The organism is Motilibacter rhizosphaerae, assembly GCF_004216915.1.
Lineage (GTDB): Bacteria > Actinomycetota > Actinomycetes > Motilibacterales > Motilibacteraceae > Motilibacter > Motilibacter rhizosphaerae.
Genome location: NZ_SGXD01000003.1, coordinates 345295 through 371278 on the forward strand (window position 1 = coordinate 345295; position 25984 = coordinate 371278).

28 protein-coding genes are annotated in these 25984 nt (G+C 74.1%); 6 read left to right on the forward strand and 22 right to left on the reverse strand.

Features of this window, described 5'->3' with window-relative positions; all coding sequences use genetic code 11:
* The first annotated feature begins 162 nt into the window (after positions 1-162).
* Genes EV189_RS12380 through EV189_RS12395 form a run of 4 tightly spaced genes read left to right on the forward strand, consistent with a single transcriptional unit; the run spans position 163 to position 3723 of the window.
* The gene (locus EV189_RS12380; RefSeq protein WP_130493268.1) at positions 163-1011 is read left to right on the forward strand and encodes an ABC transporter ATP-binding protein; all 849 of its coding nucleotides are present in this window, start codon (positions 163-165) and stop codon (positions 1009-1011) included.
* Positions 1008-1850 (forward strand): ABC transporter permease, encoded by an 843-nt coding sequence (locus EV189_RS12385; RefSeq protein ID WP_231116338.1) that lies wholly within the window; start codon positions 1008-1010, stop codon positions 1848-1850. Before EV189_RS12380 ends, EV189_RS12385 begins: the two co-directional genes overlap by 4 nt.
* Positions 1847-3079 (forward strand): sensor histidine kinase, encoded by a 1233-nt coding sequence (locus EV189_RS12390; protein WP_130493269.1) that lies wholly within the window; start codon positions 1847-1849, stop codon positions 3077-3079. Before EV189_RS12385 ends, EV189_RS12390 begins: the two co-directional genes overlap by 4 nt.
* Entirely contained in the window at positions 3073-3723 is a 651-nt protein-coding gene (locus EV189_RS12395; RefSeq protein WP_407938142.1) for a response regulator, read from the forward strand. The genes EV189_RS12390 and EV189_RS12395 overlap by 7 nt, the downstream gene beginning before the upstream one ends.
* Here EV189_RS12395 and EV189_RS12400 read toward each other — a convergent pair.
* Together EV189_RS12400 and EV189_RS12405 are read right to left on the reverse strand one after the other, a co-directional pair.
* Positions 3701-5287 carry a Na+/H+ antiporter gene (locus tag EV189_RS12400; protein WP_130493271.1) on the reverse strand — a complete coding sequence of 529 codons (1587 nt, stop codon included), beginning with the start codon at positions 5285-5287 and terminating at the stop codon, positions 3701-3703. The two genes, EV189_RS12395 and EV189_RS12400, sit on opposite strands and share 23 nt — an antisense overlap.
* Positions 5288-5324: 37 nt before the next feature.
* Positions 5325-5639 (reverse strand): anti-sigma factor antagonist, encoded by a 315-nt coding sequence (locus tag EV189_RS12405; protein WP_130493762.1) that lies wholly within the window; start codon positions 5637-5639, stop codon positions 5325-5327.
* A gap of 278 nt (positions 5640-5917) precedes the next feature.
* Here EV189_RS12405 and EV189_RS12410 point away from each other — a divergent pair, with 278 nt between their 5' ends.
* The gene (locus EV189_RS12410; protein WP_231116340.1) at positions 5918-6247 is read left to right on the forward strand and encodes a hypothetical protein; all 330 of its coding nucleotides are present in this window, start codon (positions 5918-5920) and stop codon (positions 6245-6247) included.
* A gap of 3 nt (positions 6248-6250) precedes the next feature.
* Here the strand turns inward: EV189_RS12410 and murA are convergent, their stop codons facing one another.
* Positions 6251-7549, reverse strand: a complete 1299-nt coding sequence (murA, locus tag EV189_RS12415; RefSeq protein ID WP_130493272.1) for a UDP-N-acetylglucosamine 1-carboxyvinyltransferase — start codon at positions 7547-7549, stop codon at positions 6251-6253.
* Between the two features lie 25 nt (positions 7550-7574).
* Between murA and EV189_RS12420 the strand changes: the two genes are divergently transcribed.
* Complete coding sequence (locus tag EV189_RS12420) at positions 7575-8165, forward strand: cob(I)yrinic acid a,c-diamide adenosyltransferase (protein ID WP_130493273.1); 591 nt, start codon at positions 7575-7577, stop codon at positions 8163-8165.
* A 120-nt stretch (positions 8166-8285) separates the two neighbouring features.
* On the opposite strand, the gene EV189_RS12425 is transcribed toward EV189_RS12420, so the two are convergent.
* The 19 genes from EV189_RS12425 to thrC form a co-directional block, all read right to left on the reverse strand.
* The gene (locus EV189_RS12425; protein WP_130493274.1) at positions 8286-8729 is read right to left on the reverse strand and encodes a DUF2550 domain-containing protein; all 444 of its coding nucleotides are present in this window, start codon (positions 8727-8729) and stop codon (positions 8286-8288) included.
* A gap of 11 nt (positions 8730-8740) precedes the next feature.
* On the reverse strand, positions 8741-9112 hold the full coding sequence (locus tag EV189_RS12430; RefSeq protein ID WP_130493275.1) for a F0F1 ATP synthase subunit epsilon: 372 nt from the start codon (positions 9110-9112) through the stop codon (positions 8741-8743).
* Positions 9113-9232: 120 nt separating this feature from the next.
* On the reverse strand, positions 9233-10687 hold the full coding sequence (atpD, locus tag EV189_RS12435) for a F0F1 ATP synthase subunit beta (protein WP_130493276.1): 1455 nt from the start codon (positions 10685-10687) through the stop codon (positions 9233-9235).
* Positions 10688-10700: 13 nt separating this feature from the next.
* Entirely contained in the window at positions 10701-11609 is a 909-nt protein-coding gene (locus EV189_RS12440) for a F0F1 ATP synthase subunit gamma (protein WP_130493277.1), read from the reverse strand.
* On the reverse strand, positions 11609-13309 hold the full coding sequence (gene atpA, locus EV189_RS12445) for a F0F1 ATP synthase subunit alpha (protein WP_130493278.1): 1701 nt from the start codon (positions 13307-13309) through the stop codon (positions 11609-11611). The genes EV189_RS12440 and atpA overlap by 1 nt, the downstream gene beginning before the upstream one ends.
* Positions 13310-13427: 118 nt before the next feature.
* Positions 13428-14252 (reverse strand): F0F1 ATP synthase subunit delta, encoded by an 825-nt coding sequence (locus EV189_RS12450; protein ID WP_130493279.1) that lies wholly within the window; start codon positions 14250-14252, stop codon positions 13428-13430.
* Positions 14252-14809 (reverse strand): F0F1 ATP synthase subunit B, encoded by a 558-nt coding sequence (locus tag EV189_RS12455; protein ID WP_130493280.1) that lies wholly within the window; start codon positions 14807-14809, stop codon positions 14252-14254. Before EV189_RS12455 ends, EV189_RS12450 begins: the two co-directional genes overlap by 1 nt.
* 47 nt (positions 14810-14856) lie before the next feature.
* On the reverse strand, positions 14857-15063 hold the full coding sequence (gene atpE / locus EV189_RS12460) for an ATP synthase F0 subunit C (protein ID WP_130493281.1): 207 nt from the start codon (positions 15061-15063) through the stop codon (positions 14857-14859).
* Positions 15064-15168: 105 nt separating this feature from the next.
* Positions 15169-15957: a F0F1 ATP synthase subunit A gene (atpB, locus tag EV189_RS12465; RefSeq protein WP_130493282.1), complete on the reverse strand. Its 789-nt coding sequence runs from the start codon at positions 15955-15957 to the stop codon at positions 15169-15171.
* Positions 15954-16211, reverse strand: a complete 258-nt coding sequence (locus tag EV189_RS12470; protein WP_231116341.1) for an AtpZ/AtpI family protein — start codon at positions 16209-16211, stop codon at positions 15954-15956. Before EV189_RS12470 ends, atpB begins: the two co-directional genes overlap by 4 nt.
* Before the next feature lie 23 nt (positions 16212-16234).
* Positions 16235-16678 (reverse strand): hypothetical protein, encoded by a 444-nt coding sequence (locus tag EV189_RS12475; protein ID WP_130493283.1) that lies wholly within the window; start codon positions 16676-16678, stop codon positions 16235-16237.
* 136 nt (positions 16679-16814) lie between these two features.
* Entirely contained in the window at positions 16815-17948 is a 1134-nt protein-coding gene (locus EV189_RS12480; protein ID WP_130493284.1) for a glycosyltransferase family 4 protein, read from the reverse strand.
* Positions 17949-17956: 8 nt separating this feature from the next.
* Positions 17957-18604, reverse strand: a complete 648-nt coding sequence (locus tag EV189_RS12485; RefSeq protein WP_196788569.1) for an L-threonylcarbamoyladenylate synthase — start codon at positions 18602-18604, stop codon at positions 17957-17959.
* Positions 18601-19467, reverse strand: coding sequence for a peptide chain release factor N(5)-glutamine methyltransferase (gene prmC / locus EV189_RS12490; RefSeq protein ID WP_130493286.1), 867 nt, complete (start codon positions 19465-19467; stop codon positions 18601-18603). Before prmC ends, EV189_RS12485 begins: the two co-directional genes overlap by 4 nt.
* 2 nt (positions 19468-19469) lie before the next feature.
* A complete protein-coding gene (gene prfA / locus EV189_RS12495; protein ID WP_130493287.1) occupies positions 19470-20561 on the reverse strand; it encodes a peptide chain release factor 1 in 1092 nt (363 codons plus the stop codon).
* Positions 20562-20658: 97 nt separating this feature from the next.
* Entirely contained in the window at positions 20659-20883 is a 225-nt protein-coding gene (gene rpmE / locus EV189_RS12500) for a 50S ribosomal protein L31 (protein WP_130493288.1), read from the reverse strand.
* A gap of 459 nt (positions 20884-21342) precedes the next feature.
* Entirely contained in the window at positions 21343-23583 is a 2241-nt protein-coding gene (gene rho, locus EV189_RS12505) for a transcription termination factor Rho (protein WP_130493289.1), read from the reverse strand.
* A gap of 385 nt (positions 23584-23968) precedes the next feature.
* The gene (gene thrB, locus EV189_RS12510; protein WP_130493290.1) at positions 23969-24838 is read right to left on the reverse strand and encodes a homoserine kinase; all 870 of its coding nucleotides are present in this window, start codon (positions 24836-24838) and stop codon (positions 23969-23971) included.
* A gap of 3 nt (positions 24839-24841) precedes the next feature.
* The gene (gene thrC, locus EV189_RS12515; protein ID WP_130493291.1) at positions 24842-25909 is read right to left on the reverse strand and encodes a threonine synthase; all 1068 of its coding nucleotides are present in this window, start codon (positions 25907-25909) and stop codon (positions 24842-24844) included.
* Positions 25910-25984: the final 75 nt, after the last annotated feature.

Consider the following 25984-nt stretch of genomic DNA (forward strand, 5'->3'; position numbering starts at 1 on the left):
GTGATCATGCAGATCCTGGGGCCCGCCCTCCCCGTGGTCATGCACGTCCTGGGCGCCCAGGACGTGCATGATCACGAGGGTGCGGGTCCACCGGACGGTGGACACAGGTTGCCGGGCGAACGGTCGTAGCGCGGCACGCGCAGGCAGCGGCACGCTGTGCGCATGAGCGACGCGATCACCGTACGCGGCCTGCAGAAGTCGTACGCCGGCACGCCCGCCGTCGCGGGCATCGACCTCGACGTGCGCCAGGGCGAGGTGTTCGCGCTGCTCGGCCCGAACGGCGCCGGCAAGACGACGACCGTCGAGATCCTCGAGGGCTACCGGCCGCGCGACGCCGGCGAGGTGAGCGTGCTCGGGGCGGACCCCGCCGACGACGACCTCGCCTGGCGGCGCCGCATCGGCATCGTCCTGCAGAGCAGTGACGACTTCGCCGAGCTCAGCGTCGAGGAGACCGTGCGCCACTTCGCCCGCTACTACCCGCGGCCCCGCGACGTCGACGCCGTGCTCGTCGCCACCGGGCTGGAGGAGAAGCGCGCCTCCCGCACCCGCGCGCTGTCCGGCGGCCAGCGGCGCCGGCTCGACGTCGCCCTCGGCATCATCGGCGACCCCGAGCTGCTCTTCCTCGACGAGCCGACGACGGGCTTCGACCCCGAGGCGCGACGGCAGTTCTGGCAGCTCATCGAGCGGCTCTCCGCGGAGGGCACGACGATCCTGCTCACCACCCACTACCTCGACGAGGCCGAGCACCTCGCCGACCGCGTCGGCGTCATCGCCCGCGGCGGCATCGTCGAGGTCGCGACGCCGCAGACGCTCGGCGGGCGGCAGGACGCGCCCGCCGTGGTGCGCTGGACGGACCCCGTCGAGGGGCCGCGCGAGATCCGGACGACCGAGCCGACGCGTACGGTCCGGGAGCTCGCTGCCCGCTTCGACGGCGCCGAGGTCCCCGGGCTGCTCGTGCAGCGGCCCACCCTCGAGGACACCTACCTGCGCATGATCGGAGAGCCGGCGTGAGCGCGTCCAGCATCGCCACCGAGGGCGTCGCAGCCCCGCCCCGCCGCTCCCCCACCGCGCTGTCCGTGGGCCTGGCCCGCGCGGAGGTGGAGACCAAGCAGTTCTTCCGCGACCGCGAGGCCGTGGTGTTCATCTTCACGTTCCCGCTGATCCTCATGTTCATCTTCGGCTCGGTGTTCAGCGGCGCCATCGCGCCCGGAGTGAGCTTCCGGCAGTACTTCGTCGCCGGCATGATCGCTTCGGGCCTGATGACGAGCGGGTTCCAGAACCTCGCCATCTCGGTCCCCGTCGAGCGCGACAACGGGACGCTCAAGCGGCTCGTCGGCACGCCGATGCCGCGGAGCTCCTACTTCATCGGCAAGATCGCGCTGATCCTCGCGACGACGGTCGGCCAGCTGACGCTGCTCATCGTGCTCGGCCACCTGCTCTTCGGGCTGGACCTGCCGAGCGACGGCGGCCGCTGGGTCACCTTCGTCTGGCTGGTGCTGCTGGGCAGCGCCGCCATGACGATGCTCGGCATCGCCTTCAGCTCGATCGTGCGCAACGGCAAGTCGGCCCCCGCGGTGGTCTCGCCGGTCGCGATCGTCCTGCAGTTCATCTCGGGCGTCTTCTTCCAGTACGACCAGCTGCCCTCGTGGATGCAGCACGTCGCCGCGCTGTTCCCGCTCAAGTGGCTCACCCAGGGCATGCGCTCGGTCTTCCTGCCCGACTCCTTCCAGGGCAAGGAGCCGGCGCACAGCTGGGAGCACGGGCGGATCGCGCTCGTGCTCGCGGCCTGGGCCCTCGCCGGCCTGCTCGTCGCCGTCCGGACGTTCCGCTGGCAGCGGGAGGCCCGGTGACCGGGGCGGGCGTGGGCACCGACGTCTGGGCGCGCAGCCGACGCGGCTGGCACGTCACGAGCTTCGGGCTCTTCACGGTCGTCACGCTGCTCACGGTGCTGGCCGGGCACTGGGCGTCGACGGCCTGCTGCGCGCTGCTCATCACGGCGTACGCGGCGCTCGGGGTCCGCGCGATCGAGCAGCAGCGCACGCCCCCCGCCGGCTACGCGTACGTCGCGGTCGCCTACGCCTGCTTCGTCGGCGCCGTCTGGACCGACGACAGCGCCTACATGCTGCTGTTCGTGCTCTACCCGCACACGTTCGCGATCCTCCAGCGGCGCCGCGACGCCCTCGTCGCCGCCGCGGCCCTGAGCAGCGCGCTGGGCGTGGCCGTCTGGCACGGTGCCGAGGACACCTCGGGGGCCTGGGTGAGCGGCACCATCGCCGCGACCGTCAACTTCGTCGTGGCGGCCCTGCTCGGGCTGTTCATCTCCGGGGTGTTCCGCGAGAGCGAGGCGCGCGGCGCGCTCATCCAGGAGCTCGAGGCGACCCGCGAGCAGCTCGCCGAGGCCCACCACCGCGAGGGCGTGCTCGAGGAGCGCGAGCGGCTCAGCCGCGAGATCCACGACACGCTCGCCCAGGGCTTCGCCAGCGTCGTCATGCTCTCCCGCGTCGCGACCCGGGCCCTGGAGGGCGGCGACACCGGGCTCGCGGCGGACCGCCTCACGGCGCTGGAGTCGCTCGGCCGCGACAACCTCGCCGAGGCCCGGGCGCTGGTCGCCGCCCTCGCTCCCGCGCCGCTGCAGGAGGCGAGCCTCGTCGACGCGATCGGCCGGCTCGTCACCCGCTTCCGCAGCGAGACCGGCGTCACCACGGCCTACGTCGTGACGGGGACGCCGCGCCCCCTCCGGCCGCAGGTCGACGTCGTGCTGCTGCGCGCCGCCCAGGAGTCCCTCGCGAACGTCCGCAAGCACAGCGAGGCGTGCGCGGTCGAGGTCGGCCTGCGCTTCGAGGACGACCAGGTCTGCCTGCGGGTGCGCGACGACGGTCGCGGCTTCGACCCCGCCGCGGTGGAGGGCGGCGCCGGCTACGGCCTGCTCGGCATGCGCAGCCGCCTCGGCGCCCTCGACGCGGGTCTCCGGCTGGTGACGGCACCCGGCCGCGGCACCGAGGTCTGCATCGACGTGCGCGACCTCGCCGCGCCGGCGGTCGTGCTGCCCGCCCAGCCGGCTGCGACGATGGACTGGTGAGCGGGCCGGCGGTGCGCGTCCTCGTCGTCGACGACCACCCGGTCGTCCGCGCCGGCATGGTCACGCTGCTCACCGGTGACGGCGTCGAGGTGGTCGGCGAAGCGGCCGACGGAGCGGCGGCCGTCGCGCTGGCGGAGCAGCTGCACCCGGACGTCGTGCTCATGGACCTGCGGATGCCCGTGCTCGACGGCGCCGCCGCCACGGCGCGGATCGTCGCCGGGGGCTGGTCGCGGGTGCTCGTGCTCACGACGTACGACACCGACGGCGACATCCTGCGCGCCGTGGAGGCGGGCGCCACGGGCTACCTGCTCAAGGACGCCCCGCAGGACGAGCTGCTCGCCGCGATCCGCGCCGCGGCGCGCGGGGAGACCGTGCTCGCACCTCCCGTCGCCCAGCGCCTGCTGACCCACGTGCGCTCTCCCGCCCGCCCCTCGCTCAGCGCCCGCGAGCTCGAGGTCCTGCAGGGCGTGGGCCGCGGGCTGTCCAACGCCGAGATCGGGCTCGCGCTCCACATCGGCGAGGCGACGGTCAAGACGCACCTGCTGCGGGCCTTCGCCAAGCTCGAGGTCGCCGACCGCACGCACGCCGTCACGCGGGCGATGGAGCTCGGCCTGCTCGACCTCACTCCCCCTCGTCGCGGCTGAGCATCGCCTCCTCGAGGTCGAGGTCGCGCAGGATCGCCCGCATGACCTCCTCGTCGATGTGCCCCTCGTCGCGCGCGGTGACGAGCACCCGCCGCTCGGCGTCGAGCATGCGCCGGCGTACGCGCTTGAAGGCGTCCGAGGGACGCTCCGTCGGCGCGTCCCCCTGCCCGGAGCCGCCCGGTCCCCCGCCCAGCCGCTCCCAGGCCGCGAGCGCGCGGTGCCGGGCACCGGCCCGCAGCCGGTCCTCGACCCCGTGCGGGAGGTCGGTCTCGCCCACGGCGAGGTCGAGCTCGGCCTCCGCGGCCCGGGCGGCCCGCTGCTTGACCGCCGCCTCGGCGAGGACGTCCTGGGTCGGGTCGGCCGGCTGCAGCCCCGAGCGGCGGATGACGAGCGGCAGCGTCGAGCCCTGCAGCAGCAGCGTCGTGCCGATGACGACGAAGGTGATGACGATGACGAGCCGGCGGTGCGGGAAGTGCTCGTCGAGGGAGAGGGCCGCGGCGAGGCTGACCGCCCCGCGCATGCCCGCCCAGGAGATGACGACGGGGCTCTGCCACGGGACGGGGGGCTCGGTGCGGGCGATGCGCGGGACCAGCCGCGGCAGGTAGGTGCCGGGGAAGACCCACAGCGGACGGGTCAGGACGACGGCGAGCGCGACGAGCACGCTCGCGCGCACGGCGACCCCCGCGTCCTCGTCGAGCCCGCGCAGGACGGGCGCCAGCTGCAGCCCGAGCAGCGCGAAGAGCACGCCCTGGAGCAGGAACTCGATCATGCGCCAGAGGCTCGCTTGCTGCAGGCGCGACTGCGGCGACTGCAGGAGCGGCGACCGGTGGCCGAGCAGCAGGCCGGCGACGACGACCGCGAGCACGCCGGAGGCCCAGGACTCCGCCGCCGCGTACGCCGCGAAGGGGGTGAGCAGCGAGACGGTGCTGTCGAGCACGGTGTCGGTCGTCCGGCGCCGCAGCCAGGTGACGAAGGTGGCGGTGAGCAGCCCGACCACGGCGCCGCCGACCGCGCTGACGACGAGCTCGAGCACGGCGTGCGGCCAGCTCGTGGCGGCGGTGACCGCGCCCGCGGCGACGCGCAGGGCGGTGAGCGCGGTCGCGTCGTTGACGAGGCTCTCGCCCTCGAGGATCGTCACGACCCGCCGCGGGAGGCCCGCCTTGCGGGCCACCGCGGTCGCGGCGACGGCGTCCGGCGGCGCCACGATCGCGCCGAGCGCGAAGGCGGCCGCCCACGGGAGGCCGGGCACGGCCGCGTGCGCGACCACGGCGACCACCGCGGTCGTGAACAGCACGCAGCCGACGGCGAGCAGGCCGATCGGGCGCAGGTTCGCGCGGAACCCGGGCAGCGAGGTCTGGATCGCCGCGGCGTACAGCAGCGGGGGCAGGAACAGCGTCAGCACGACGCTGGGGTCGAGGGAGTACTCCGGCACCCCGGGGACGAACGACGCCACCAGCCCCACGAGGACGAGGAGCAGCGGGGGGAGCGCGCCGACGCGCCGGGCGAGGGCGTAGACGAACGCCACGACCACGACGAGAGCGAGGGCCTGGACCTGCGCATGCACAGCGCGAACCCTAACCGCGCCGCGTGACGGCCAGCGGTCAGGCCGCGGCAGCCTCCACGCGGACGCGCAGGATCCGGTGCAGGCGGGTGAGGCGGAGCAGGCGGGTCAGCTTGGGCGTCACGCCCACGAGCACGAGGTGGCGCTCGAGCCGCTCGGCCCGGCGGTGCGCGCCCACGAGGACGCCGAGCCCGGTCGCGTCGGCCACGTCGACGTCCGCGACGTCGACGAGCAGGTCGCCGGTGCCCTCGCCGAGCAGGTCGTGCAGGCAGGTCCGCACGTCGCCCACGGTGCTGACGTCGAGCCTGCCGCGGAGGGCGACCCGCTGGTCGTGGCTGCTGCCGGTCGTGGTGATCCGCAGGGCGGCAGCGGGCCGCTCGGCACGGGACAGGTCGATGGTGCGCTGGTCGGTCGCGCGCTCGCTCGTCACCGCCCGCTCACCTCCTGCACCCCTCGGCACGCGGTCATCGGTCCCCCGTACGGCCTCCACACCTGTCTAGACGCTCCCGCGGCCGGATCGGTTGCGTCGCGGCGACGCCTTCGTCGCCTCCGATGACGGTACGCGACGCTTGGGGTGATCTAGGCCACTGCGCCGGGACTGCGGCGTGTCGCGCTGAGGGGCAGGATGGGCGGGTGCTCGAGATCCGGCTCCAGGACTACGACTTCCTGTTCGGGCCGGTCCTCGCCCTCGCGGTGGTGGGGATCCTCGCCCTGCTGCTGCGCTGGGCCTTCGGCCACGGGGGCTCGCTGGTCGCCAAGCAGGGCAAGCGCGGGACGCCGGAGGAGTACGGCCTGCTCGTCGCGGTCAGCGCGCCCGGCACGTTCGTCGAGGCCGAGGTGCAGCGGCGCACCCTCGAGGACGCCGGGCTGCGCGCGACCGTCGCGCCGACGACCGACGGCCCGCGCGTGATGGTCTTCGCGACCGACGAGCGGACGGCGCGCCGGATCCTCGCCGGCGCCTGACGCTCAGCCGTCGAGCAGGTCGGCGTCCGGGTCCGTCTCACGGGTGACCTCGACGCCCAGCGAGCGCAGCTGCTCGGCGAAGCCGGGGTAGCCGCGGTCGACGTGGTACGCGTCCCCCACCGTCGTCGTCCCGTCCGCGACCAGGCCGGCGATGACGAGCCCCGCCCCCGCCCGGATGTCGTGGGCCCGGACCGGCGCCCCCGACAGGCGCTCCCGCCCGCGGACCAGGCAGTGGTGGCCGTCGGTGCGGACGTCGGCGCCGAGCCGAGCCAGCTCGTCGACGAACATGAACCGCGCCTCGAAGACGTTCTCGGTGACGATGGCCGCGCCCTCGGCCACGCTGTTGAGCGCGAGCACCATCGGCAGCAGGTCCGTGGCGAAGCCCGGGAAGGGCAGCGTCACGACGTCGACCGCGCGCGGCCGGCCGTCCATCACCACCCGGAAGCCCGGCTCGCCGTCGACCTCGACGCGGCTCACGTCCGCGCCGGCGGTGGCCAGCTTGTCGAGGGCGATCTCGAGGTGCTCGGCCCGGCCGTTGCGCACGGTGACGTCGCCGCGGGTCATGGCCGCGGCGTACGCCCAGGTGCCGGCGACGATGCGGTCCGGCACGCTGACGTGGTGCGTCGGGGAGAGCCGCTCGACACCCTCGACCTCCAGCGTCGAGGTCCCCGCTCCGGAGATGCGGGCGCCCATCTGCTCGAGCATCAGGCAGAGGTCGACGATCTCGGGCTCGCGGGCGGCGTTGTCGATGACCGTCGTACCGCGGGCGAGCACCGCCGCCATGAGGATGTTCTCGGTCGCGCCCACGCTGGGGAAGTCCAGCCAGATCGTCGCGCCCGTCAGCCCGCTGGGCGCGGTCGCGACGATGTTGCCGTGCTCGGACTCGACGTCGGCACCGAGCTTCTGCAGGCCCGCGATGTGCATGTCGAGCGGGCGCGAGCCGATGTTGTCGCCGCCCGGCCGGGCCACGCTGACCTTGCCGCAGCGGGCGAGCAGCGGGCCGAGCACGCAGATCGAGGCGCGCATGCGCCGGACCAGGTCGTAGTCCGCCTCGCTGCCGAGCTCGCCCGGCACGTCGATGCGCACGGTCGCGGCAGCGGCGTCGTGGTCGACCCGGCAGCCGAGCCGGCGGAGCAGCTCGGCCATGATCCGCGTGTCGAGGATGTCGGGCACGTCCGCGAGCACCGTCTCGCCCTCGGCGAGCAGCGCGGCGGCCATGAGCTTGAGCACGCTGTTCTTGGCCCCGGTGACGCGGACCACACCCTGAAGACGGCCACCGCCGACGACCCGAAAGCGCTCCATCGGGACTCATCGTAGGCTCCCGAGGGTGGTGATCCTGACGCGCATCTACACCCGCACCGGTGACGACGGCACGACCGCGCTGGGCGACGGCTCCCGGGTCGCGAAGACCGACCCGAGGCTCGTGGCCTTCGCGGACGTCGACGAGGCCAACGCCGCGATCGGCTGCGCGCTCGCGCTCGGCGCGCTGCCCGAGGGGACCGCGGCCGTGCTCCTGCGGGTGCAGAACGACCTGTTCGACCTCGGCGCGGACCTCTGCCGGCCGCGGGCCGAGGGCGAGCCCGGGCCGGGCGAGCCGGGCGCTCCCCTGCGGGTCACCGGTGCGTACGTCGAGCGGCTCGAGCGCTGGTGCGACGAGGCCAACGACGTGCTCCCGCCGCTGCGCTCGTTCGTGCTGCCGGGCGGTACGGCCGGCTCGGCCCTCCTGCACACCGCGCGCACGGTGGTGCGGCGGGCGGAGCGGGCGGTCTGGGCGGCGCGGGAGGCCGGGGCGGAGCTCGGGGACCTGCCGGGGACGTACCTCAACCGGCTGTCGGACCTGCTGTTCATCCTGGCCCGAACGGCGAACGCCCAGGAGGGCGACGTGCTCTGGCAGCCCGGCGGCCCCTCCGCGGGCTGACCCCCGCGGCCCCCATTTGATCGGGGCCCCCGATCAAACGGGGGTCATCACGAGGAGATCTCCTCGGGACGAGCCCCACGTGATCGGGGACCCCGATCAACTGGGGGTAGCGGCAGGGGCTCAGGCCACGAACGACGAGTGCTGGCCGGGCGGGGCGGACTCGAGCCAGGCGAGGAACCCCGTCAGGGCGTCCGAGCCGATGGCGAGCTCCACGCGGCGCTCGCCCTCCGCGCAGTCGAGCACGACGGCGCCGGGCAGCAGGGCGAGGGCCTCGGCGCCCGAGGGGGCCCGGCGGGCCAGCACCTCGAGCCCGCGCCGGCCCACGACGTCGCGCGGGCGCGGGGAGAAGCTGAAGACGCGGTACCACTCGATGGTGTCGCTGGAGTAGCGGCCCACGCCCAGCATCCAGCCCTTCGGGGCACGGCGGCGGGGGTTGCGCAGGCTGCAGTCGAAGGTGCCGCCGCGGCGCTGGAGGAGGCGTCGCCGCACGGCGAAGCCGAGCAGCACCAGCAGGACGAGGAGCAGCAGCAGGCCGAGGGCGTCGAGGATGTCGTGGACGGCCATCGGCAGCTCCGTCAGGACGCGGCGTGCGCCGCCGCGAGCCGGGCTCGGGCCTGGTCGGCTGCGGCGTCGTCGCCGGACTCCTCGGCCTCGCGCAGCGCGCTCTCCGCTGCTGCGGTGTCGATCTCGTCGACGCGCTCGGTGGACTCCGCGAGGATCGAGACGCGGTCGTCGGCCACGCTGAGGAAGCCGCCGAGGACCAGCGCGCTGACGCCCTCGCCCTCGGTCGCGTCGATCCGGACCACGCCGTTCGCCAGCACCGCCAGCAGCGGCGCGTGACCGGGCAGGACGCCGAGGTCGCCCTCCACGGTCTTGGCGACGACCATCGACGCCTCGCCGGACCAGAGCGGGCGCTCCGGTGAGACGAGCTCGACGTTCAGCGGCACGGTCTTCTCCTCGGACCAGGGGGCACGTCCCCCACCACGGACAGGCTGCGGAGAGCGGGCCGTCCGGGCGCGAGCACCTGGGGGACCCAGCGTACTCGCGTCCGGACGGCCGCCCGGCGGCTAGCTGTTCTTCTTCAGCTCCGCTGCGTTGCGCTCGAGGTCCTCGAGGCCACCGCAGAGGAAGAACGCCTGCTCCGGCACGTCGTCGTACTCGCCGTCGGCGATCTTCGTGAACGCCTCGATCGTCTCCGACAGCGGGACGAACGAGCCCTCGAGGCCGGTGAAGGCCTTGGCCACGAAGGTGTTCTGCGAGAGGAAGCGCTGGATGCGGCGGGCGCGGTTGACGAGGAGCCGGTCCTCCTCGGACAGCTCGTCGATCCCGAGGATCGCGATGATGTCCTGGAGGTCCTTGTAGCGCTGCAGGATCTCCTTGACGCGCTGCGCGGTGGCGTAGTGCTCGTCGCCGACGTAGCGCGGGTCGAGGATGCGCGACGTCGAGTCGAGCGGGTCCACGGCCGGGTAGATGCCGAGCTCCGAGATCGGCCGCGAGAGCACGGTCGTCGCGTCGAGGTGCGCGAACGTCGTGTGCGGGGCCGGGTCGGTGATGTCGTCGGCGGGGACGTAGATCGCCTGCATCGAGGTGATCGAGTGCCCGCGCGTCGAGGTGATGCGCTCCTGCAGGACGCCCATCTCGTCGGCCAGCGTCGGCTGGTAGCCCACCGCGCTCGGCATGCGGCCGAGCAGGGTCGAGACCTCCGAGCCGGCCTGCGTGAACCGGAAGATGTTGTCGATGAAGAGCAGCACGTCCTGGTTCTGGACGTCGCGGAAGTACTCCGCCATCGTCAGCGCGGACAGCGCCACGCGCAGCCGGGTGCCCGGTGGCTCGTCCATCTGGCCGAAGACCAGCGCGGTCTGGTTGATGACGCCGGTCTCGGTCATCTCCGCGATGAGGTCGTTGCCCTCGCGGGTCCGCTCCCCCACGCCGGCGAACACCGAGACGCCGGAGTGGTTGTTGGCGACGCGGTAGATCATCTCCTGGATGAGGACCGTCTTGCCGACGCCGGCGCCGCCGAACAGGCCGATCTTCCCGCCCTGGACGTACGGCGTGAGCAGGTCGATGACCTTGATGCCGGTCTCGAACATGTTGGTCTTCGACTCGAGCTGGTCGAAGCCGGGCGCCTTGCGGTGGATCGGCCAGCGCTCCTTGACCTCGAGCGAGGCCGTCGGCACGTCGAGCGACTCGCCGAGCGCGTTGAAGACGTGGCCCTTGGTCACGTCGCCGACGGGCACCGAGATCGGCGCGCCGGTGTCGGTCACCGCGGCACCGCGGACGAGGCCGTCCGTGGGCTGCATCGAGATGGCCCGCACGAGGTTGTCGCCGATGTGGGCGGCCACCTCCAGCGTGAGGGTCTTGCTCAGCTCGCCGAGGGTGACGTCGACGTGCAGGGCGCTGTACATGTCGGGCATCGTGTCGGCGGCGAACTCCACGTCCACCACCGGGCCGATGACGCGGGAGACGCGGCCGGTCGCTCCGGTGGAGCCGGTGCCCGTCTGCTCCTCGAGGGTCGCGGTCATGCTTCGTCCTTCCTCACGAACCGGCCGTGGCGTCGGCGAGCGCGTTGGCGCCACCGACGATCTCGCTGATCTCCTGGGTGATGGCGGCCTGGCGGGCGGCGTTGGCCTCGCGCGTGTAGGCCTTCACCAGCTCGTCGGCGTTGTCCGTCGCCGCCTTCATCGCGCGCCGTCGGGCGGCGTGCTCCGAGGCCGAGGCCTGGAGCAGCGCGTTCCAGACGCGGCTGACGACGTACTTCGGCAGCAGCGCGTCGAGCACCTGCTCCGCCGAGGGCTCGAACTCGTAGAGCGGCAGCGGGCCGCCCTCGGGCTCCTCGGTCGTCTCCTCGACGACCAGCGGCAGGATCCGGTGCGCGACCGGGCGCTGGGTCACCATGTTGACGAACTCGGTGTAGACGATGTGGACCTCGTCCACGCCGTCCTCGGCCTCGGTGTCGCGCAGGAAGAGCTCCACGGCCGCGTCCGCGACCGCCTTCGCGTCCGAGTACTTCGGCGCGTCGCTGAAGCCCGTCCACTCCCCGCCGTTGCTGCGGCCGCGGAAGCGGTAGAAGCTCACCGCCTTGCGCCCGACGAGGAACGGCACGGCCTCCTTGCCCTCGCTGCGGAGCAGGCCCGTCAGGGCCTCCCCCTCGCGCAGGACGTTGGAGGAGTACGCGCCGGCGAGGCCGCGGTCCGACGTCACGAGGATGACGACGGCGCGCTTCGGCGACTCGTGCTCGCTGACGAGCGGGTGGTCGACCGTCGCCTTGGACGCTGCCGCGGTCAGCGCGCGGGTCAGCTCCTCGGCGTACGGGCGGCTCTCGTTGACCCGCGCCTGCGCCTTGACGATCCGCGAGGCCGAGATGAGCTCCATGGCGCGGGTGATCTTCTTCGTCGCCTGCACCGAGCGGATCCGCCGGCGCAGGACGCGCAGCTGGGCCGGCATCAGCCCGGGGTGGTCTCGGACGCGCCGCCGCGACCGACCGGGCCGGCCGCCTGCTTGACCTGGTCCTCGGTGCGCACGTGGCGCTTCACGCCCTCGCGCGTCACGTCGCCCGCGTCCTTGGCGGCGACCGGCTCGTCCTTGACGAGCTGCTCGCCCTCGGAGGTCGTGAACTGCTTCTTGAACGCCGTCACCGCCGCGTCGAGCTCGGACACCGTGTCGTCGGAGAGCTCCTTGGTCTCGACGATCGCGGCGAAGACCCCGGCGTGCTCGCGGCCGACGAAATCGAGGAACTCGGCCTCGAAGCGGCGGACGTCCTCGACCGGGACGTCGTCGAGCTTGCCCTGGGTGCCGGCCCAGATCGAGACGACCTCGCGCTCGACCGAGAACGGCGAGTACTGCGGCTGCTTGAGCAGCTCGACCAGGCGCGAGCCGCGGGCCAGCTGGGCCTTGGACGCCGCGTCGAGGTCGGAGCCGAAGGCGGCGAACGCCTCGAGCTCGCGGTACTGCGCCAGGTCCACGCGGAGACGGCCGGCGATCTTCTTCATCGCCTTGATCTGCGCGGAGCCGCCGACGCGAGAGACCGAGATGCCGACGTTGATCGCCGGGCGCACGCCCTGGTTGAACAGGTCGGTCTCGAGGAAGCACTGCCCGTCGGTGATGGAGATGACGTTGGTCGGGATGAACGCCGAGACGTCGTTGCCCTTGGTCTCGATGATCGGCAGGCCGGTCAGCGAGCCGCCGCCGAGCTCGTCGGAGAGCTTCGCGCAGCGCTCGAGCAGCCGGCTGTGGAGGTAGAACACGTCACCGGGGTACGCCTCGCGGCCCGGCGGGCGGCGCAGCAGCAGCGAGACGGCGCGGTACGCGTCGGCCTGCTTCGACAGGTCGTCGAACACGATGAGCGCGTGGTCGCCCTGGTACATCCAGTGCTGGCCGATGGCCGAGCCGGTGTAGGGGGCGAGGTACTTGAAGCCCGCCGGGTCCGAGGCGGGGGCGGCCACGATGGTGGTGTACTCCAGCGCGCCGGCCTCCTCGAGGGCCGCCCGGACCTGCGAGATCGTCGAGCCCTTCTGGCCGATGGCGACGTAGACGCACTTCACGCGCTGGGCCTGGTCGCCGGAGCGCCACGCCTCGCGCTGGTTGATGATCGCGTCGAGGGCGATGGCGGTCTTGCCGGTCTGGCGGTCGCCGATGATGAGCTGGCGCTGGCCGCGGCCGATGGCGGTCATGGCGTCGATCGCCTTGATGCCCGTCTGGAGCGGCTGCTTGACCTCCTTGCGCTGCACCACGGTCGCGGCCTGCAGCTCGAGCGCGCGGCGGTCGCTGGCCTCGATCGGGCCGAGGCCGTCGATCGGGTTGCCGAGCGGGTCGACCACGCGGCCGAGGAAGGCGTCGCCGACCGGCACCGAGAGGATCTCGCCCGTGCGGTGCACCGGCTGGCCAGCCTCGATGCCGGCGAACTCGCCGAGCACGATGGCGCCGATCTCGCGCTCCTCGAGGTTCAGCGCGAGGCCGAGGCTGCCGTCCTCGAAGCGCAGCAGCTCGTTGGCCATGACCGAGGGCAGGCCCTCGATGCGGGCGATGCCGTCACCGGCCTCGAGGACCGTGCCGACCTCCTCGCGCGTCGTCTCCGGCGCGTACTGCGCCAGGGTGCGCTCGATCGCGTCGCGGATCTCCTCCGGGCGGATCGTCAGCTCCGTCATCGGTCGTGCTCCCGTGTCTCGTGTGCGGTGAGGAGGGCCCCACCCCGTGGCGTACTCGTGCTCCTGCGTCCCGCTCGGGGCGTACGGCCCCTGCAGCCCGCCGTCGTGCGGCGCTCTGCTACAGCCCGGCGGTGGTCTGCCGGGCCTGCTCGACCCGGTGCAGCACACTGCCGTCGATGACCTCGTCGCCCACGCGGACGACGACGCCGCCCAGCACGGTCGGGTCGACGACCACCTGGAGCTTGACCTGCGTGGCGTAGACCCGGCCCAGGACCGCGGCCAGCCGCTGCTCCTGCTCCGGCGTGAGCGCCACGGCGACCGTGGCCTCGGCCAGGGTCTCCGTGCGGCGCACGGCGGCCAGGGCCACGAGGTCGTCGAGGGCGTCCTCCAGCTGGCGTCCCCGCAACGAGCCTACGACGTGGTCGAGCAGGCGCAGCGTCGTCGCGTCGACGCGGTCGCCCAGCAGCTGGCCCAGCAGCCCGCGCCGGCCCTCGAGGGGCAGGCCCGGGTCAGACAGCGTGCGGCGGAGGTCCGGGCTGCTCGACACCAGCCGGGCCACGCGGAACAGCTCGTCCTCGACCCGGTCGAGCGTGCCCGCGGACTCGGCGAGCGCGAAGGCGGCCTCCGCCCCCAGCGACTCGAGCGCGTCCGCCAGCTCCGAGGGGCGCGACCAGCGGCCGCGCGCGGCCTCGGCCACGATCTCGGCGCTCTGCTCGGAGACCCGCCCGTCGAGGACCGCGTGGGCGAGCTGCGCGCGCCCGGCCGGGTCCGCCGAGGCGTCGGCGAGGCTGGAGCGCAGGTGCGTCTCGCGGCCGAGGAGCGCGGCGACCGCGAGCAGCTCGCCGGACTCGCGCTCGACCTGCTCGGCGCTGCCGTGCCCCACCTCGCGGGCGGCGAGGCGCTCGCGCAGCGCTGCGAGGGTGACGCGGCTGACGCCGTGCATCAGGCCTGCCCCTCCGTCACGGCCGGCGTGCGCTCCTCGAGGTCGGCGAGGAAGCGGTCCACCGTGCGGCGGGTGGCGTCGGTGTCGGCGAGGTTCTCGCCGACGATGCGGCCGGCCAGGTCGACCGCCAGGCGGCTCACCTCGCGGGAGAGCTCGCTCCGGGCCTGGTTCACCTCGGCGGCGAGCTGGGCGGCGCCCCGCTCGTGGACCTGCGCCGCGGCCTGCTCGGCCTCGGCGCGCGCGCCGTCCACGATCGACTTGCGCTCGGCCTGCGCCTCCGTGCGGATGCGCGCGGCCTCGCTGCGGGCCTCGGCGAGCGCCTGCGTGTACTGCTGGCGCGCCGCGTCCGCCTCGGCCTGGGCCTGCTCCGCGCGGGCGATGCCGCCCTCGATCTGCGCCGACCGCTCGGCGTAGGCCGCCTCGAAGCGCGGCACGACGTACTTCGCGACGAGCCAGTAGAGCAGCGCGAACGCGAGGAGGCCGAGGATGAGCTCGGCGGGGTGCGGGATGATCGGGGCCTTGGTGCCCCAACCGCTCTCAGCTGCCAGCGTGTGCATGGTGGCGAGTCCTCGTCAGTAGGTGCGGAGCCGGGAGGACGGGACCGTCACTTGAAGACGAACGCGAGGGCGAGACCGAAGATGGCCAGCGCCTCGGCGAGCGCGAAGCCGAGGAAGGCGATCGGCTGCAGCAGGCCGCGGGCCTCGGGCTGGCGCGCCACGCCGTTGATGTAGGCCGCGAAGATGAGGCCGACGCCAATGCCGGGGCCGATGGCCGACAGGCCGTAGCCCAGGATCGCGATGTTGCCGCCCATGGTGGGGTTCCTCTCGATCGGTCGCAGGGGGTCCTGCGTGGTCGGGGGGTGCCGCTCCGGTCGGAGCGGCGGGTCAGTCTGCGGGAAGGCTACGGGGTGGAGCGCCTAGTGCTCGTCCGCCAGGGCGCCCGCGATGTAGAGCGCCGCCAGCAGCGTGAAGATGTAGGCCTGCAGCACCTGCACCAGCAGCTCGAACGCGGTCATGACGAACGTGCCGACGAACGGCCCGATCGAGAGCACGTGGAGGACCCAGGAGTCGCTCGTGCGCAGCATGTAGTCGAAGCCGGTGATGAACAGCAGCAGCAGGATGTGGCCCGCGAACATGTTGCCGAACAGTCGCAGGGCCAGCGTGACCGGCCGCGTGAAGAAGTAGGTGATGAGCTCGAGCGGGTAGATGAGCAGCAGCAGCGGCTTCGGCAGCCCGGGAGGGGCGAGGCTGGTGAAGTAGCCGACCAGGCCCTTGCTCCGGATCCCGATCGCGTGGAACACGATGTAGACCACGAGCGCCAGCCCGGCCGGGAAGCCGATGCGGCTCATCGTGGGGTACTGGATCACGGGGATGATCGAGAAGACGTTGTTGACGAGGATCAGCGTGAACAGCGTGAACAGCAGCGGCAGGAACTTGAGGAAGTCGTGGTCGCCGATGATGTCGCGGCCGAGGCCGTTGCGGACGGCGTCGTAGACGCCCTCGGTGGCGAACTGCGCCCGGCCCGGCACGACGCTGAGCCGCCGGCTCACGCCGAGCAGCACCACCGCGAGCAGGACCACGCTGATGACCATGAGGACCATCGGCCGGGTGATCGCCCAGGCCCCGGAGCCGATGAGCGGCTGCCAGAAGTTCTCGGTGGACGGGGGCTCGTAGCCCTTCGCCGCCGCGAGTACCAGCGCGCTCATCGCCGCCCCTCCTGTGCCTCAGGCCGGGTGCCGCACTCCGGAGTGGAGAGCGGGTCCCGGCCGAACCGTACGTAGACCGTGTAGACCGCGAGCGCCGCGCCGAGCACGAGCCCGACCGGCAGCAGGAACGCCGTACCGAGGAGGTCGTCGCCGAGCCACCCCAGTCCGCCCCACAGGAAGACCCCCGTGAGCAGGTACGACAGCACGCCCCAGCCGTCGTCCGAGCGGGGCGCCACCGCGTGTCCGGGGCGCACCCTAGCAGGAGAGCGGTCGGGCGTCATGCGCGCGTCCGCTCGGCCGGGCGCGCAGCTGCGGGCACCGGCCAGCCGACGGGCTCGACGTAGGGCGTGCGCAGCCGGGTGAAGGCGCGCACCTCCCCCGCCATCCAGGCGAGCGTCACCGCGACCAGCGTCGCGGCGACCGCGCCGCCGGAGACCGCGGAGGTGGAGCCGGCCACCGCGAGCAGGGCGCCCAGGACGAGCACCTTGAGCAGGTAGCCACCGAGGACCGCTGCCGTGACCAGGCCGGGAGCCGTGGACCGCGTCCGCGAGCACATCCACAGCGTCGTCGTGAAGACCGCCAGCACGACCGTCGTCGCGAGCACCGCCCCGGCGAGCCCCGGGCCACCGGCGACGAGCAGGCAGACCGCGCTGCACACCACGGCCACCGCGCCCGCAGGGAGCGCAGCAGCACGCAGCACCGCTGCGTCGTAGCTGTGCATGCGCGTCCCGTTCGGTCGTCGTCGGTCGAGGGGGCGGGTCCCAACGAACGAGGAGCGCGCCGCGTCCCCGTCCGGGTCGAACCTAACACGCGGGAGGGAGCCCCTCCTCACGCTCAGCGCACGGCCCTAAGTGAGATCACGCACGGGTCCCGCGGGAACTCCGGCCGCCCGGCTCGCGTCTCACCCAGCGGCCCCGGTCGACGCCGAGCGTCAGCACCAGCGCGACGACGACGGCCCCCGCGAGCGCGGCCTTCGGCCAGACGCCGGGCGTGCGCGGCAGCAGCACGACCGCGAAGGCGACGAGGGCCGACCAGGCGTACATGATGAGCACCGCGCGCCGGTGCGAGTGGCCGATCTCGAGCAGCCGGTGGTGCAGGTGGCGCTTGTCCGCCGCGAAGGGCGAGCTGCCGGCCCAGGTGCGGCGCACGACCGCCATGCCGAGGTCGAGCAGGGGCACCAGCACGACGACGACGGGCAGCGCGAGCGGCAGGACGGCGGGCCCCAGCAGGTGGGCGCTGAAGTCGCGCGGCTCCACCTGCCCGGTGAGGCTGACGACGGCCGCGGCGAACAGCAGGCCGAGCAGCATCGCGCCGGTGTCGCCCATGAAGACCTTCGCCGGGTGGAAGTTGTGCGGCAGGAAGCCCGCGCACATCCCGACCAGCGCGGCCGTGGCGAGGGTGGGCGTGGCGGCGCGCGGCACACCGGCGTCCACCGAGAGCTGGTACGACGCCACGAAGAACGCGCCCGCCGCGATCATCATGATCCCGGCCGCCAGCCCGTCGAGGCCGTCCACGAAGTTGACCGCGTTGATCATGACGACGACGACGAGCACCGTGAGCACCGTGCCCTCGACCGGCGTGAGCACGTAGGTCTCCCCCGGCAGCGGGAGCCAGAGCAGCTGGACGCCCTGCAGCACCATGACGCCGGCCGCGACGCACTGCCCCGCCAGCTTGGTCAGCGGGTCGAGGCCCCACTTGTCGTCAGCGAGGCCGAGCAGCGTGATGAGGGTCGCGCCCGAGAGCAGGGCCTCAGGATCGGAGGTGTCGCGGAAGACCTCGTCGACCAGCGGCAGCCGGCTCGCCACCAGCAGCGCCACGGCGAGACCGCCGAGCATGGCCAGCCCACCTCCGCGCGGGACCGGCTCGCTGTGCACGTCGCGCTCCCGCACCGGCGTCATCGCCCCGGCGGCGACCGCAGCGCGGCGGACCAGCGGGACGAGCAGGTAGGTGACTGTCGCCGCGACGAGGGCGGTGAGCAGGTAGGAGCGCACGCGGGCGGCTAGGCGGCAGGCTCGAGGTCCGGCACGACCTCGCGCAGCAGCGCCAGGTCGAGCGCGCCCTGCCGGAGCACCTTCGGCACGGCGCCGGTGACGTCGACGATCGTCGAGGGGACGCTGTCCTCCGTCGCGCCGCCGTCGAGGTAGACCGCCACGGCCGGCCCGAGCATGCCGAGCGCCTCCTCCACCGTCGTCGCCGGCGGGAGGCCGTGCCGGTTGGCGCTGCTCACGCCCATCGGCCCCGTCTCCTGGAGCAGCTCCAGGGCCGCGGGGTGCAGCGGCATGCGGACCCCGACCGTGCCGCCGGTGTCGCCGAGGTTCCACTGCAGCGAGGGCTGCGCCGTGCAGACGAGCGTCAGCGCGCCCGGCCAGAACGCGGTGACGAGCTCGCGCGCCTGCGGGGTCAGCCCGAAGGCGATCCCGTCGAGCGCGCGCACGCTGCCCACGAGCACCGGCACGGGGAAGTCGCGCCCGCGCTCCTTCGCCTCGAGCAGCCGGCCGACGGCCTCGGCGTCGAAGGCGTCGCAGCCCAGGCCGTAGACGGTGTCGGTCGGCATGACGACCAGCTCGCCGCGGCGTACGGCACGGGTGGCGGCCTCCATGCCCTCGGCGCGCTCGGCCGGGTCGGCGAGGTCGAACAGGCGGGTCACGGGGAGTCCTCCTCGGAGTGCGCTCCGGCACGGCGGGCCGTGACGAAGCGCGGACGGTCGGCGAGGTCGCGGTGCGCGGCGACCCGGACCCATCCTCCCGCGCCGCGCAGCGCGGCGACCGCCGACTCCCCCTGCGTGTCGGCGTGCTCCGCGACGAAGAGCCCGCCGGGGACGAGCAGGCGCTGCGCGGTACGCGCCACGACGCGCAGCGCGGCCAGCCCGTCCTCGCCCCCGCCGTAGAGCGCGAGCTCCGGGTCGTGGTCGCGGACCTCGGGGTCGACCGGCACGGCGTCCGGCGGGATGTACGGCGGGTTGCTCACCACGACGTCGACCGTGCCGTCGAGGTCCGCGAAGGCGTCGGCGAAGTCGCCGAGCCGCAGGTCGAGCGCGGTCCCTGCGGCGTTGCGCGCCGCCCACGCGTGCGCGAGCGGGTCCGCCTCGACGGCGTGGACGCGGGCGTGCGGCACCTCGTCGAGCACGCTCAGCGCGATGGCCCCCGACCCCGTGCCGAGGTCGACGACGACGGGTGAGGGCAGGACGCGCGCCGCGTCGACCGCGACCTGCGCCACGACCTCGGTCTCCGGGCGCGGGACGAAGACGCCCGGACCGACGTGCAGCTCGAGGTGCCGGAACCACGCGACGCCCGTGAGGTGCTGGAGCGGCACGCGGGCCGCGCGCTGCTCCACCAGCCCGGCGTACGCGTCGGGCACCGGCCGCTCGGCGACCGACGGCAGCGCGAGCTCACCTCGGCGTACGCCCAGCAGGTGGGCGGCGAGCTCCGCGGCGTCGACCGCGGGCGACGGGACGCCGGCCGCCGCGAGCACCGCCGTGGCCTCGCGCACGGCGGTGCGCACGTCGGTCACGCTCAGCCGCCGGCGGCAGCCAGCTTGGCCGCGTCGTCGGCGTCGATGAGGGCCTGCAGCACCGCGTCGAGGTCGCCGTCGAGCACCGCGTCGAGGTTGTGCGCCTTGAAGCCGACGCGGTGGTCCGCGATGCGGTTCTCCGGGAAGTTGTAGGTCCGGATGCGCTCGGAGCGGTCGACCGTGCGGACCTGGCTCTTGCGCTCGGCGCTCGCCAGGGCGTCGGCCTCCTGGCGGGCCCGCTCCAGCAGTCGGGCGCGCAGGATGCGCATCGCCGACTCCTTGTTCTGCAGCTGGCTCTTCTCGTTCTGGCAGGAGACGACCACGCCGGTCGGCAGGTGCGTGATGCGCACGGCGCTGTCGGTCGTGTTGACGCTCTGCCCGCCGGGCCCGGAGCTGCGGTAGACGTCGATGCGCAGGTCGTTGGGGTCGACCGCGACGTCGACCTCCTCGGCCTCCGGCAGCACGAGCACGCCCGCGGCCGAGGTGTGGATCCGGCCCTGCGACTCGGTGACCGGGACGCGCTGCACGCGGTGGACGCCGGCCTCGTACTTCAGCCGGGCCCAGACGCCCTCGCCCGGCGTCACCTCGCCGCGGGCCTTCACCGCGACCTTGACGTCCTTGTAGCCGCCGAGGTCGCTCTCCTCGGCGTCGATGACCTCGGCCTTCCAGCCGCGCCGCTCGGCGTAGCGGAGGTACATGCGGAGCAGGTCGCCCGCGAACAGCGCCGACTCCTCGCCGCCCTCGCCGGCCTTGATCTCGAGGATCGCGTCGCGGTCGTCGTCGGGGTCGCGCGGGAGCAGCAGCGTACGCAGCCGGTCGGCGAGCTCCTCGCGCCTGGCCTCGAGCTCGGGGACCTCCGCGGCGAACGCCGCGTCCTCCGCGCTGAGCTCCCGCGCGGTCGCGAGGTCGTCCTCGGTCGCGTGCAGCTGGCGGGCGCACTCCACGACGGGGCTCAGCTCGGCGTAGCGGCGCCCCAACCGACGGGCCTCGGCCTGGTCGGCGTGGACGCCCGGGTCGGCGAGCCGCTGCTCGAGGTCGGCGTGCTCGGCGAGGAGGACGTCGAGGGCCGCGGTGCCGGTGGTCTGCCCGCTCATGCGCTGCTCCGGTGCTGCTGGTGGGGTGCTGCTTGGGGTGCTGGGAGACGCAGAACGGCGCCGACCCCTCGAGGAGGGGCCGGCGCCGTCAGGGCAGCTACTTCTTCTTCGCGGCCTGGAGCTTCGCGTAGCGCTGCTCGAACTTGGCGACGCGGCCGCCGGTGTCGAGGATGCGCTGTTTGCCGGTGTAGAACGGGTGGCACGCGTTGCACGTGTCGGCGTTGATGACGCCGCCCTTCGCGGTCGACCGCGTCTGGAACGTGTTGCCACAGGTGCAGGTCACCGTGGTCACCGCGTAGTCCGGGTGGATCTCGGCCTTCATGGGGCTCTCCTTCGTCGGGGTGGTCGCCGGGTCGGCAGGGAGATCGCCGTGGACCGGAACCGCTGTGCACTCAGTGTGCCAGACAGTGGAACCACCGGGCCCTGCCTGGCATTCCGGCCGGTACGCCCTGGTGCGCGCCGCCCTCGACGCCGAACGGGGGCACCCAGTAGGCGCCGGAGCGCCACTGGGTGCCCCCGTTCGATCAGGCGCGGGGAACGGGGCGCCCGGCGCCCCGGGTCCCGCCCTGCCACCAGTTGATCGGGCTGCCCGATCAACTGGGGCCCCAGCACGAGCAAGGAGGGCTCGTCCCCACGACATGTGCTCGGGGTCAGCCCCATCTGCTCGTGCTCGGCTGCGCGCCGTGCCACTTGCGTGCGTGCGGAGCACCGAACGGGGGCACCCAGTGGGCGCCGGAGCGCCACTGGGTGCCCCCGTTCGGTCGAGGCGGGGCCGAGCGGGTCAGTCGACCGCGGCGACCGGGCTGCCGGGCGGGGCCGGCGTCGTCTTCTGGATCTGCAGCAGGAACTCCGCGTTGGAGCGGGTGTCCCGCAGCTTGCCGATGACGAGCTCGAGCGCCTGCTGCTGCTCGAGCGCGCTGAGCACCCGGCGCAGCTTCCAGACGACCTGGAGCTCGTCGCGGCCCATGAGGATCTCCTCGCGGCGCGTACCCGAGGCGTCGACGTCGACCGCCGGGAAGATGCGCTTGTCCGCCAGCTTGCGGTCGAGCTTGAGCTCCATGTTGCCGGTGCCCTTGAACTCCTCGAAGATCACCTCGTCCATGCGCGAGCCGGTCTCGACCAGCGCAGTGGCGAGGATCGTCAGCGAGCCGCCGTGCTCGATGTTGCGCGCGGCGCCGAAGAACCTCTTCGGCGGGTAGAGCGCCGCGGAGTCGACACCACCCGAGAGGATGCGGCCGGAGGCCGGCGCCGCGAGGTTGTACGCACGGCCCAGTCGCGTGATCGAGTCCAGCAGCACGACCACGTCGTGCCCCAGCTCGACGAGCCGCTTCGCGCGCTCGATCGCGAGCTCGGCGACCATCGTGTGGTCCTCGGCCGGCCGGTCGAAGGTCGAGGCGATGACCTCGCCCTTCACCGAGCGCTGCATGTCCGTGACCTCCTCGGGGCGCTCGTCGACGAGCACGACCATGAGGTGGACCTCGGGGTTGTTCGTGGCGATCGCGTTGGCGATGGCCTGCAGGATGATCGTCTTGCCGGCCTTCGGCGGGGAGACGATGAGCCCGCGCTGGCCCTTGCCGATCGGCGCGACGAGGTCGATGACGCGCGGCGCGAGCGCCGTGGCGTCGGTCTCGAGGCGCAGCCGCTCCTGCGGGTACAGCGGCGTCAGCTTGCCGAACTCCACCCGCTTGCGGGCCTGCTCGGGCTCGGTGCCGTTGACCGTGTCGAGGCGGACCAGCGCGTTGAACTTCTCGCGCCGGGCCTCCCCGTCGCGCGCCTGCTTGACGGCCCCGGTGATGGCGTCGCCCTTGCGCAGGCCGTGCTTGCGCACCTGCGCGAGCGAGACGTAGACGTCGTTCGGGCCCGGGAGGTAGCCGCTCGTGCGCACGAACGCGTAGTTGTCGAGGATGTCGAGCACGCCCGCGACCGGCACGAGGACGTCGTCCTCGCCGATCTCCATGTCCGGCGCGTCGACCATCCCGCCGTCGCGGCCGCGCGTGCGCCGGCCCTGGCGGTCGCGGTAGCGCCCGCGCCGCCGACGCCCGCGGCTGTCGAACTCGTCGTCGTCGTCCGGGCCGGAGCCCTGCCGGTCGGAGCCCTGCCGGTCCGTACGGTCGCCGCGGTCCTGCCGGTCCGTACGGTCGCCGCGGTCCTGCCGGTCCCCGCGCTCGCCACGGTCCTGCCGCTCGCCGCGGTCCTGGCGGTCGCCGCGGTCCTGCCGGTCCCCGCGGTCCTGCCGGTCGCCGCGCTCGCCGCGGTCCTGCCGGTCGCCGCGCTCGCCGCGGTCCTGCCGCTCGCCGCGGTCCTGCCGCTCGCCACCCTCGGTGCGCTCGCCGCCCTCGCGGGCCTCGCGCTCCTCCTGGCGGCGCAGGAAGCGCTCGCGCCGGCTGAGCCGGCCCTCGCCGTCGCCGCGCTCGTCGCTGCGGCCCTGCTCGTTACGGCCCTGCTGGTCGGTACGGCCCTGCTCGGTACGGCCCTGCTGCTCGCCGCGCGCCGGCTCCGCGGGGGCGGCCTGCTCGGCGGCGGGCTCGGCGACCGAGGACTGGCTCGCCACCGGCGCGCTGCCGGCCGGCTGGCTGGGGGCGGCCTCGGACTGCGTCGACGCTGCCGGCGCCGTCGCGCCCTCGTCGGTGCCGGGCAGTGCCGGCTGCTCACCGCGACGGGCGCGGCTGCGGGCGGGGCGTCCCTCGCGGGCGGCGGGGACCTCGGCCGCCTGCTCGGGAGCCGGGGCGGCAGCGGGAGCCGCCGTCGGCGCAGCAGCAGCCGGAGCCGCCGCGGTCGCGGCAGCAGCCGGAGCCGCCGCAGCAGGGGCGCCGCCCTGCTTGGCCTGGATGGCCTCGACCAGCTGCCCCTTGCGCATGCGGCCGGTGCCGCTGATGCCGAGCTCGGCAGCCAGGGACTGCAGCTCGGGCAGGAGCATCGCCGAGAGGCCGGCGCCGCGACGACGGGTGCGGGGGGCAGCCGCCTCGCGGTCCTCCCCGGCCGCGCCGGGCGCGGTCTCGAGGAGGTCGATGGTGTCGCTCAACTAAGGGTCCTTCCCTCGAGGAGCTCGGAGGACGTGCCCGCGGAGAGCGGGTGCGACGTCGTCCGGCGTCCCGGCGCTGCGCCGGGTCCCGCCGCTGGGGCGGGGGATGCGGTGCCAGCCGCCGGATGGCGACGGGCGGGATCTCGTACCGCTGGCTGCGCTCGTGCGGGGCAGGAGCCGGCGCGCGTCGCAGGACGCTCTCGGAGAGAGGTGGCGCTCGCGGGCCAGAGCTCCCCCAGAGCTCCCCCAGAGCCCGTCGAGCGCAGGGAGCGGAACGGCACCGTCGGCCAGAGCTCGACCGGTGCGTGACGACTATAACGCGAGCACCCATCCGTTGCTTCCCGACCCGCGAAGATCTCGCGATGATCCACCGGCGGGGTGGTGCTCAGCCGACCTGCGCGCCTGCGGCCACGAGGTCGAGCGGCATCCGTCGGAAGCCCGCGGCGTCCCCCGGCTCGGGGTCGCCGTCGACGTGCAGCGCCAGCACGGTGGGTCCGGCGCCGGAGACGACGGCGGCGGCACCACTGCTCCGCAGGGCCGCGACGAGCGCGGCGCTCGCCGGCATCGCCGGCTCGCGGTACGCCTGGTGCAGCCGGTCCTCGGTCGCCGCGAGCAGCAGGTGCGGGCTGCGGGTCAGCGCCTCGACGAGCAGCGCGGCCCGTCCGGCGTTGTACGCCGCGTCCGCGTGCGGGACGACCGCGGGGAGCAGGCTGCGCGCGTGCTCGGTCGAGACCGGCTGCTCGGGCACGTAGGCGACGGCGCGCACCGCGGGGTGCGGGTCGAGGCGCACGGCACGCGCGCGCTCGTCGGTCCACGCGATGGTGAACCCGCCGAGCAGGCAGGGCGCGACGTTGTCCGGGTGGCCCTCGAGCGCGGTCGTGAGCTCGAGCGCGGCGGCGTCGTCGAGCGGGCCGTGGCCGAGCTCGGCGAGCAGCTCCCGGCCGAGGAGCACGCCGGCGACGACCGCGGCCGCCGAGGAGCCGAGCCCGCGCCCGTGGGGGATCCGGTTGCGGCAGGTCAGCCGCAGGCCGGGCAGCTCGGCTCCGGCGGCACTGAACGCCGCCGCCAGCGCGCGCACGACGAGGTGGCGGGAGTCCCGCGGCACGTCCTCGGCGCCCTCACCCGTGACGTGGACCTCGAGGGTGCCGGGCAGGACCTCGGCGTCGAGCTCGTCGTGCAGGCCCAGGGCGAGGCCGAGGGCGTCGAAGCCGGGGCCGAGGTTCGCCGACGTGGCGGGGACGCGGACGGAGGGCACGGGCTAGGCGAGGCCGAGCGCCGCCGCGGCGGCCGTCGCGTCGACGGGCACGGCGATGGGCTCGACCCCGTCGCGGATCGCCCACTGCGGGTCCTTGAGCCCGTGCCCCGTCACGGTGCAGACGATGCGCTGGCCCGGCGCGACCTCGCCGCGGCTGGCCTTCGCGAGCAGCCCCGCGACGCCCGCCGCGGACGCGGGCTCGACGAAGACGCCCTCGCGGTCGGCGAGCAGCGCGTGCGCGCGCAGGATCTCGTCGTCGGTGACGGCCTCGACGACGCCGCCGGACTCGTCGCGGGCGGCGACGGCGAGCGCCCAGGAGGCGGGGTTGCCGATGCGGATCGCGCTGGCGATGGTCTCGGGGTGCGGGACGGGCTGGCCGGAGACGAGGGGCGCAGCGCCGGCGGCCTGGAAGCCCCACATCCGCGGGGTGCGCGTGGTGTTGCCCGCCGCGAGGTCCTCGCGGTAGCCCATCCAGTACGCCGAGACGTTGCCCGCGTTGCCGACGGGCAGGCAGTGCACGTCCGGAGCGTCGCCGAGCGCCTCGGCCACCTCGAACGCCGCCGTCTTCTGCCCGTGCAGCCGGGCGGGGTTGACGCTGTTGACGAGCGCGACCGGGTAGCGCGCGGACAGCTCGCGGGCCAGCACGAGGCACTCGTCGAAGCCGCCGTCGGTGACCTGGAGAATGGTCGCGCCGTGCACGACGGCCTGCGCGAGCTTGCCGGCGGCGATCTTGCCCTGCGGCACGAGGACCGCGCTGCGGATGCCCGCCCGGGCGGCGTACGCGGCAGCGCTCGCGCTCGTGTTGCCGGTCGAGGCGCAGATCACGGCCTTCGCCCCGTCGCCCACGGCGAGGCTCATCGCGACCGTCATGCCCCGGTCCTTGAACGAGCCCGTGGGGTTGGCGCCCTCGACCTTGAGCCAGACCTCGCAGTCGGTCCGCGCGGAGAGCTCGAGCGCGGGGACGAGCGGGGTGGCGCCCTCGTGGAGGGTGACGACGGGCGTGCCCTCGGGCACCGGGAGCCGGTCGCGGTACTCCTCGACGATGCCGCGCCACGTGCTGCGCTGGCTCAACGCGTGCCTCCGGGGAGCCTGGGGACGGACCCACCGGGATGCGCGCGGGCCGGGCGACAGCGTACCGAGCACGGG

Coding starts and splice junctions, on each gene's coding strand:
- atpD (WP_130493276.1), bottom strand. CDS start 10,687: ATGACCGCGACCCTCGAGGAGCAGACGGGCACCGGCTCCACCGGAGCG.
- atpB (WP_130493282.1), bottom strand. CDS start 15,957: ATGAGCGCGCTGGTACTCGCGGCGGCGAAGGGCTACGAGCCCCCGTCC.
- atpE (WP_130493281.1), bottom strand. CDS start 15,063: ATGGGCGGCAACATCGCGATCCTGGGCTACGGCCTGTCGGCCATCGGC.
- EV189_RS12440 (WP_130493277.1), bottom strand. CDS start 11,609: ATGCCGGCCCAGCTGCGCGTCCTGCGCCGGCGGATCCGCTCGGTGCAG.
- murA (WP_130493272.1), bottom strand. CDS start 7,549: ATGGAGCGCTTTCGGGTCGTCGGCGGTGGCCGTCTTCAGGGTGTGGTC.
- EV189_RS12455 (WP_130493280.1), bottom strand. CDS start 14,809: ATGCACACGCTGGCAGCTGAGAGCGGTTGGGGCACCAAGGCCCCGATC.
- atpA (WP_130493278.1), bottom strand. CDS start 13,309: ATGACGGAGCTGACGATCCGCCCGGAGGAGATCCGCGACGCGATCGAG.
- EV189_RS12380 (WP_130493268.1), top strand. CDS start 163: ATGAGCGACGCGATCACCGTACGCGGCCTGCAGAAGTCGTACGCCGGC.
- EV189_RS12450 (WP_130493279.1), bottom strand. CDS start 14,252: ATGCACGGCGTCAGCCGCGTCACCCTCGCAGCGCTGCGCGAGCGCCTC.
- rpmE (WP_130493288.1), bottom strand. CDS start 20,883: ATGAAGGCCGAGATCCACCCGGACTACGCGGTGACCACGGTGACCTGC.
- prfA (WP_130493287.1), bottom strand. CDS start 20,561: ATGAGCGGGCAGACCACCGGCACCGCGGCCCTCGACGTCCTCCTCGCC.
- EV189_RS12425 (WP_130493274.1), bottom strand. CDS start 8,729: ATGGCCGTCCACGACATCCTCGACGCCCTCGGCCTGCTGCTGCTCCTC.
- EV189_RS12475 (WP_130493283.1), bottom strand. CDS start 16,678: ATGCACAGCTACGACGCAGCGGTGCTGCGTGCTGCTGCGCTCCCTGCG.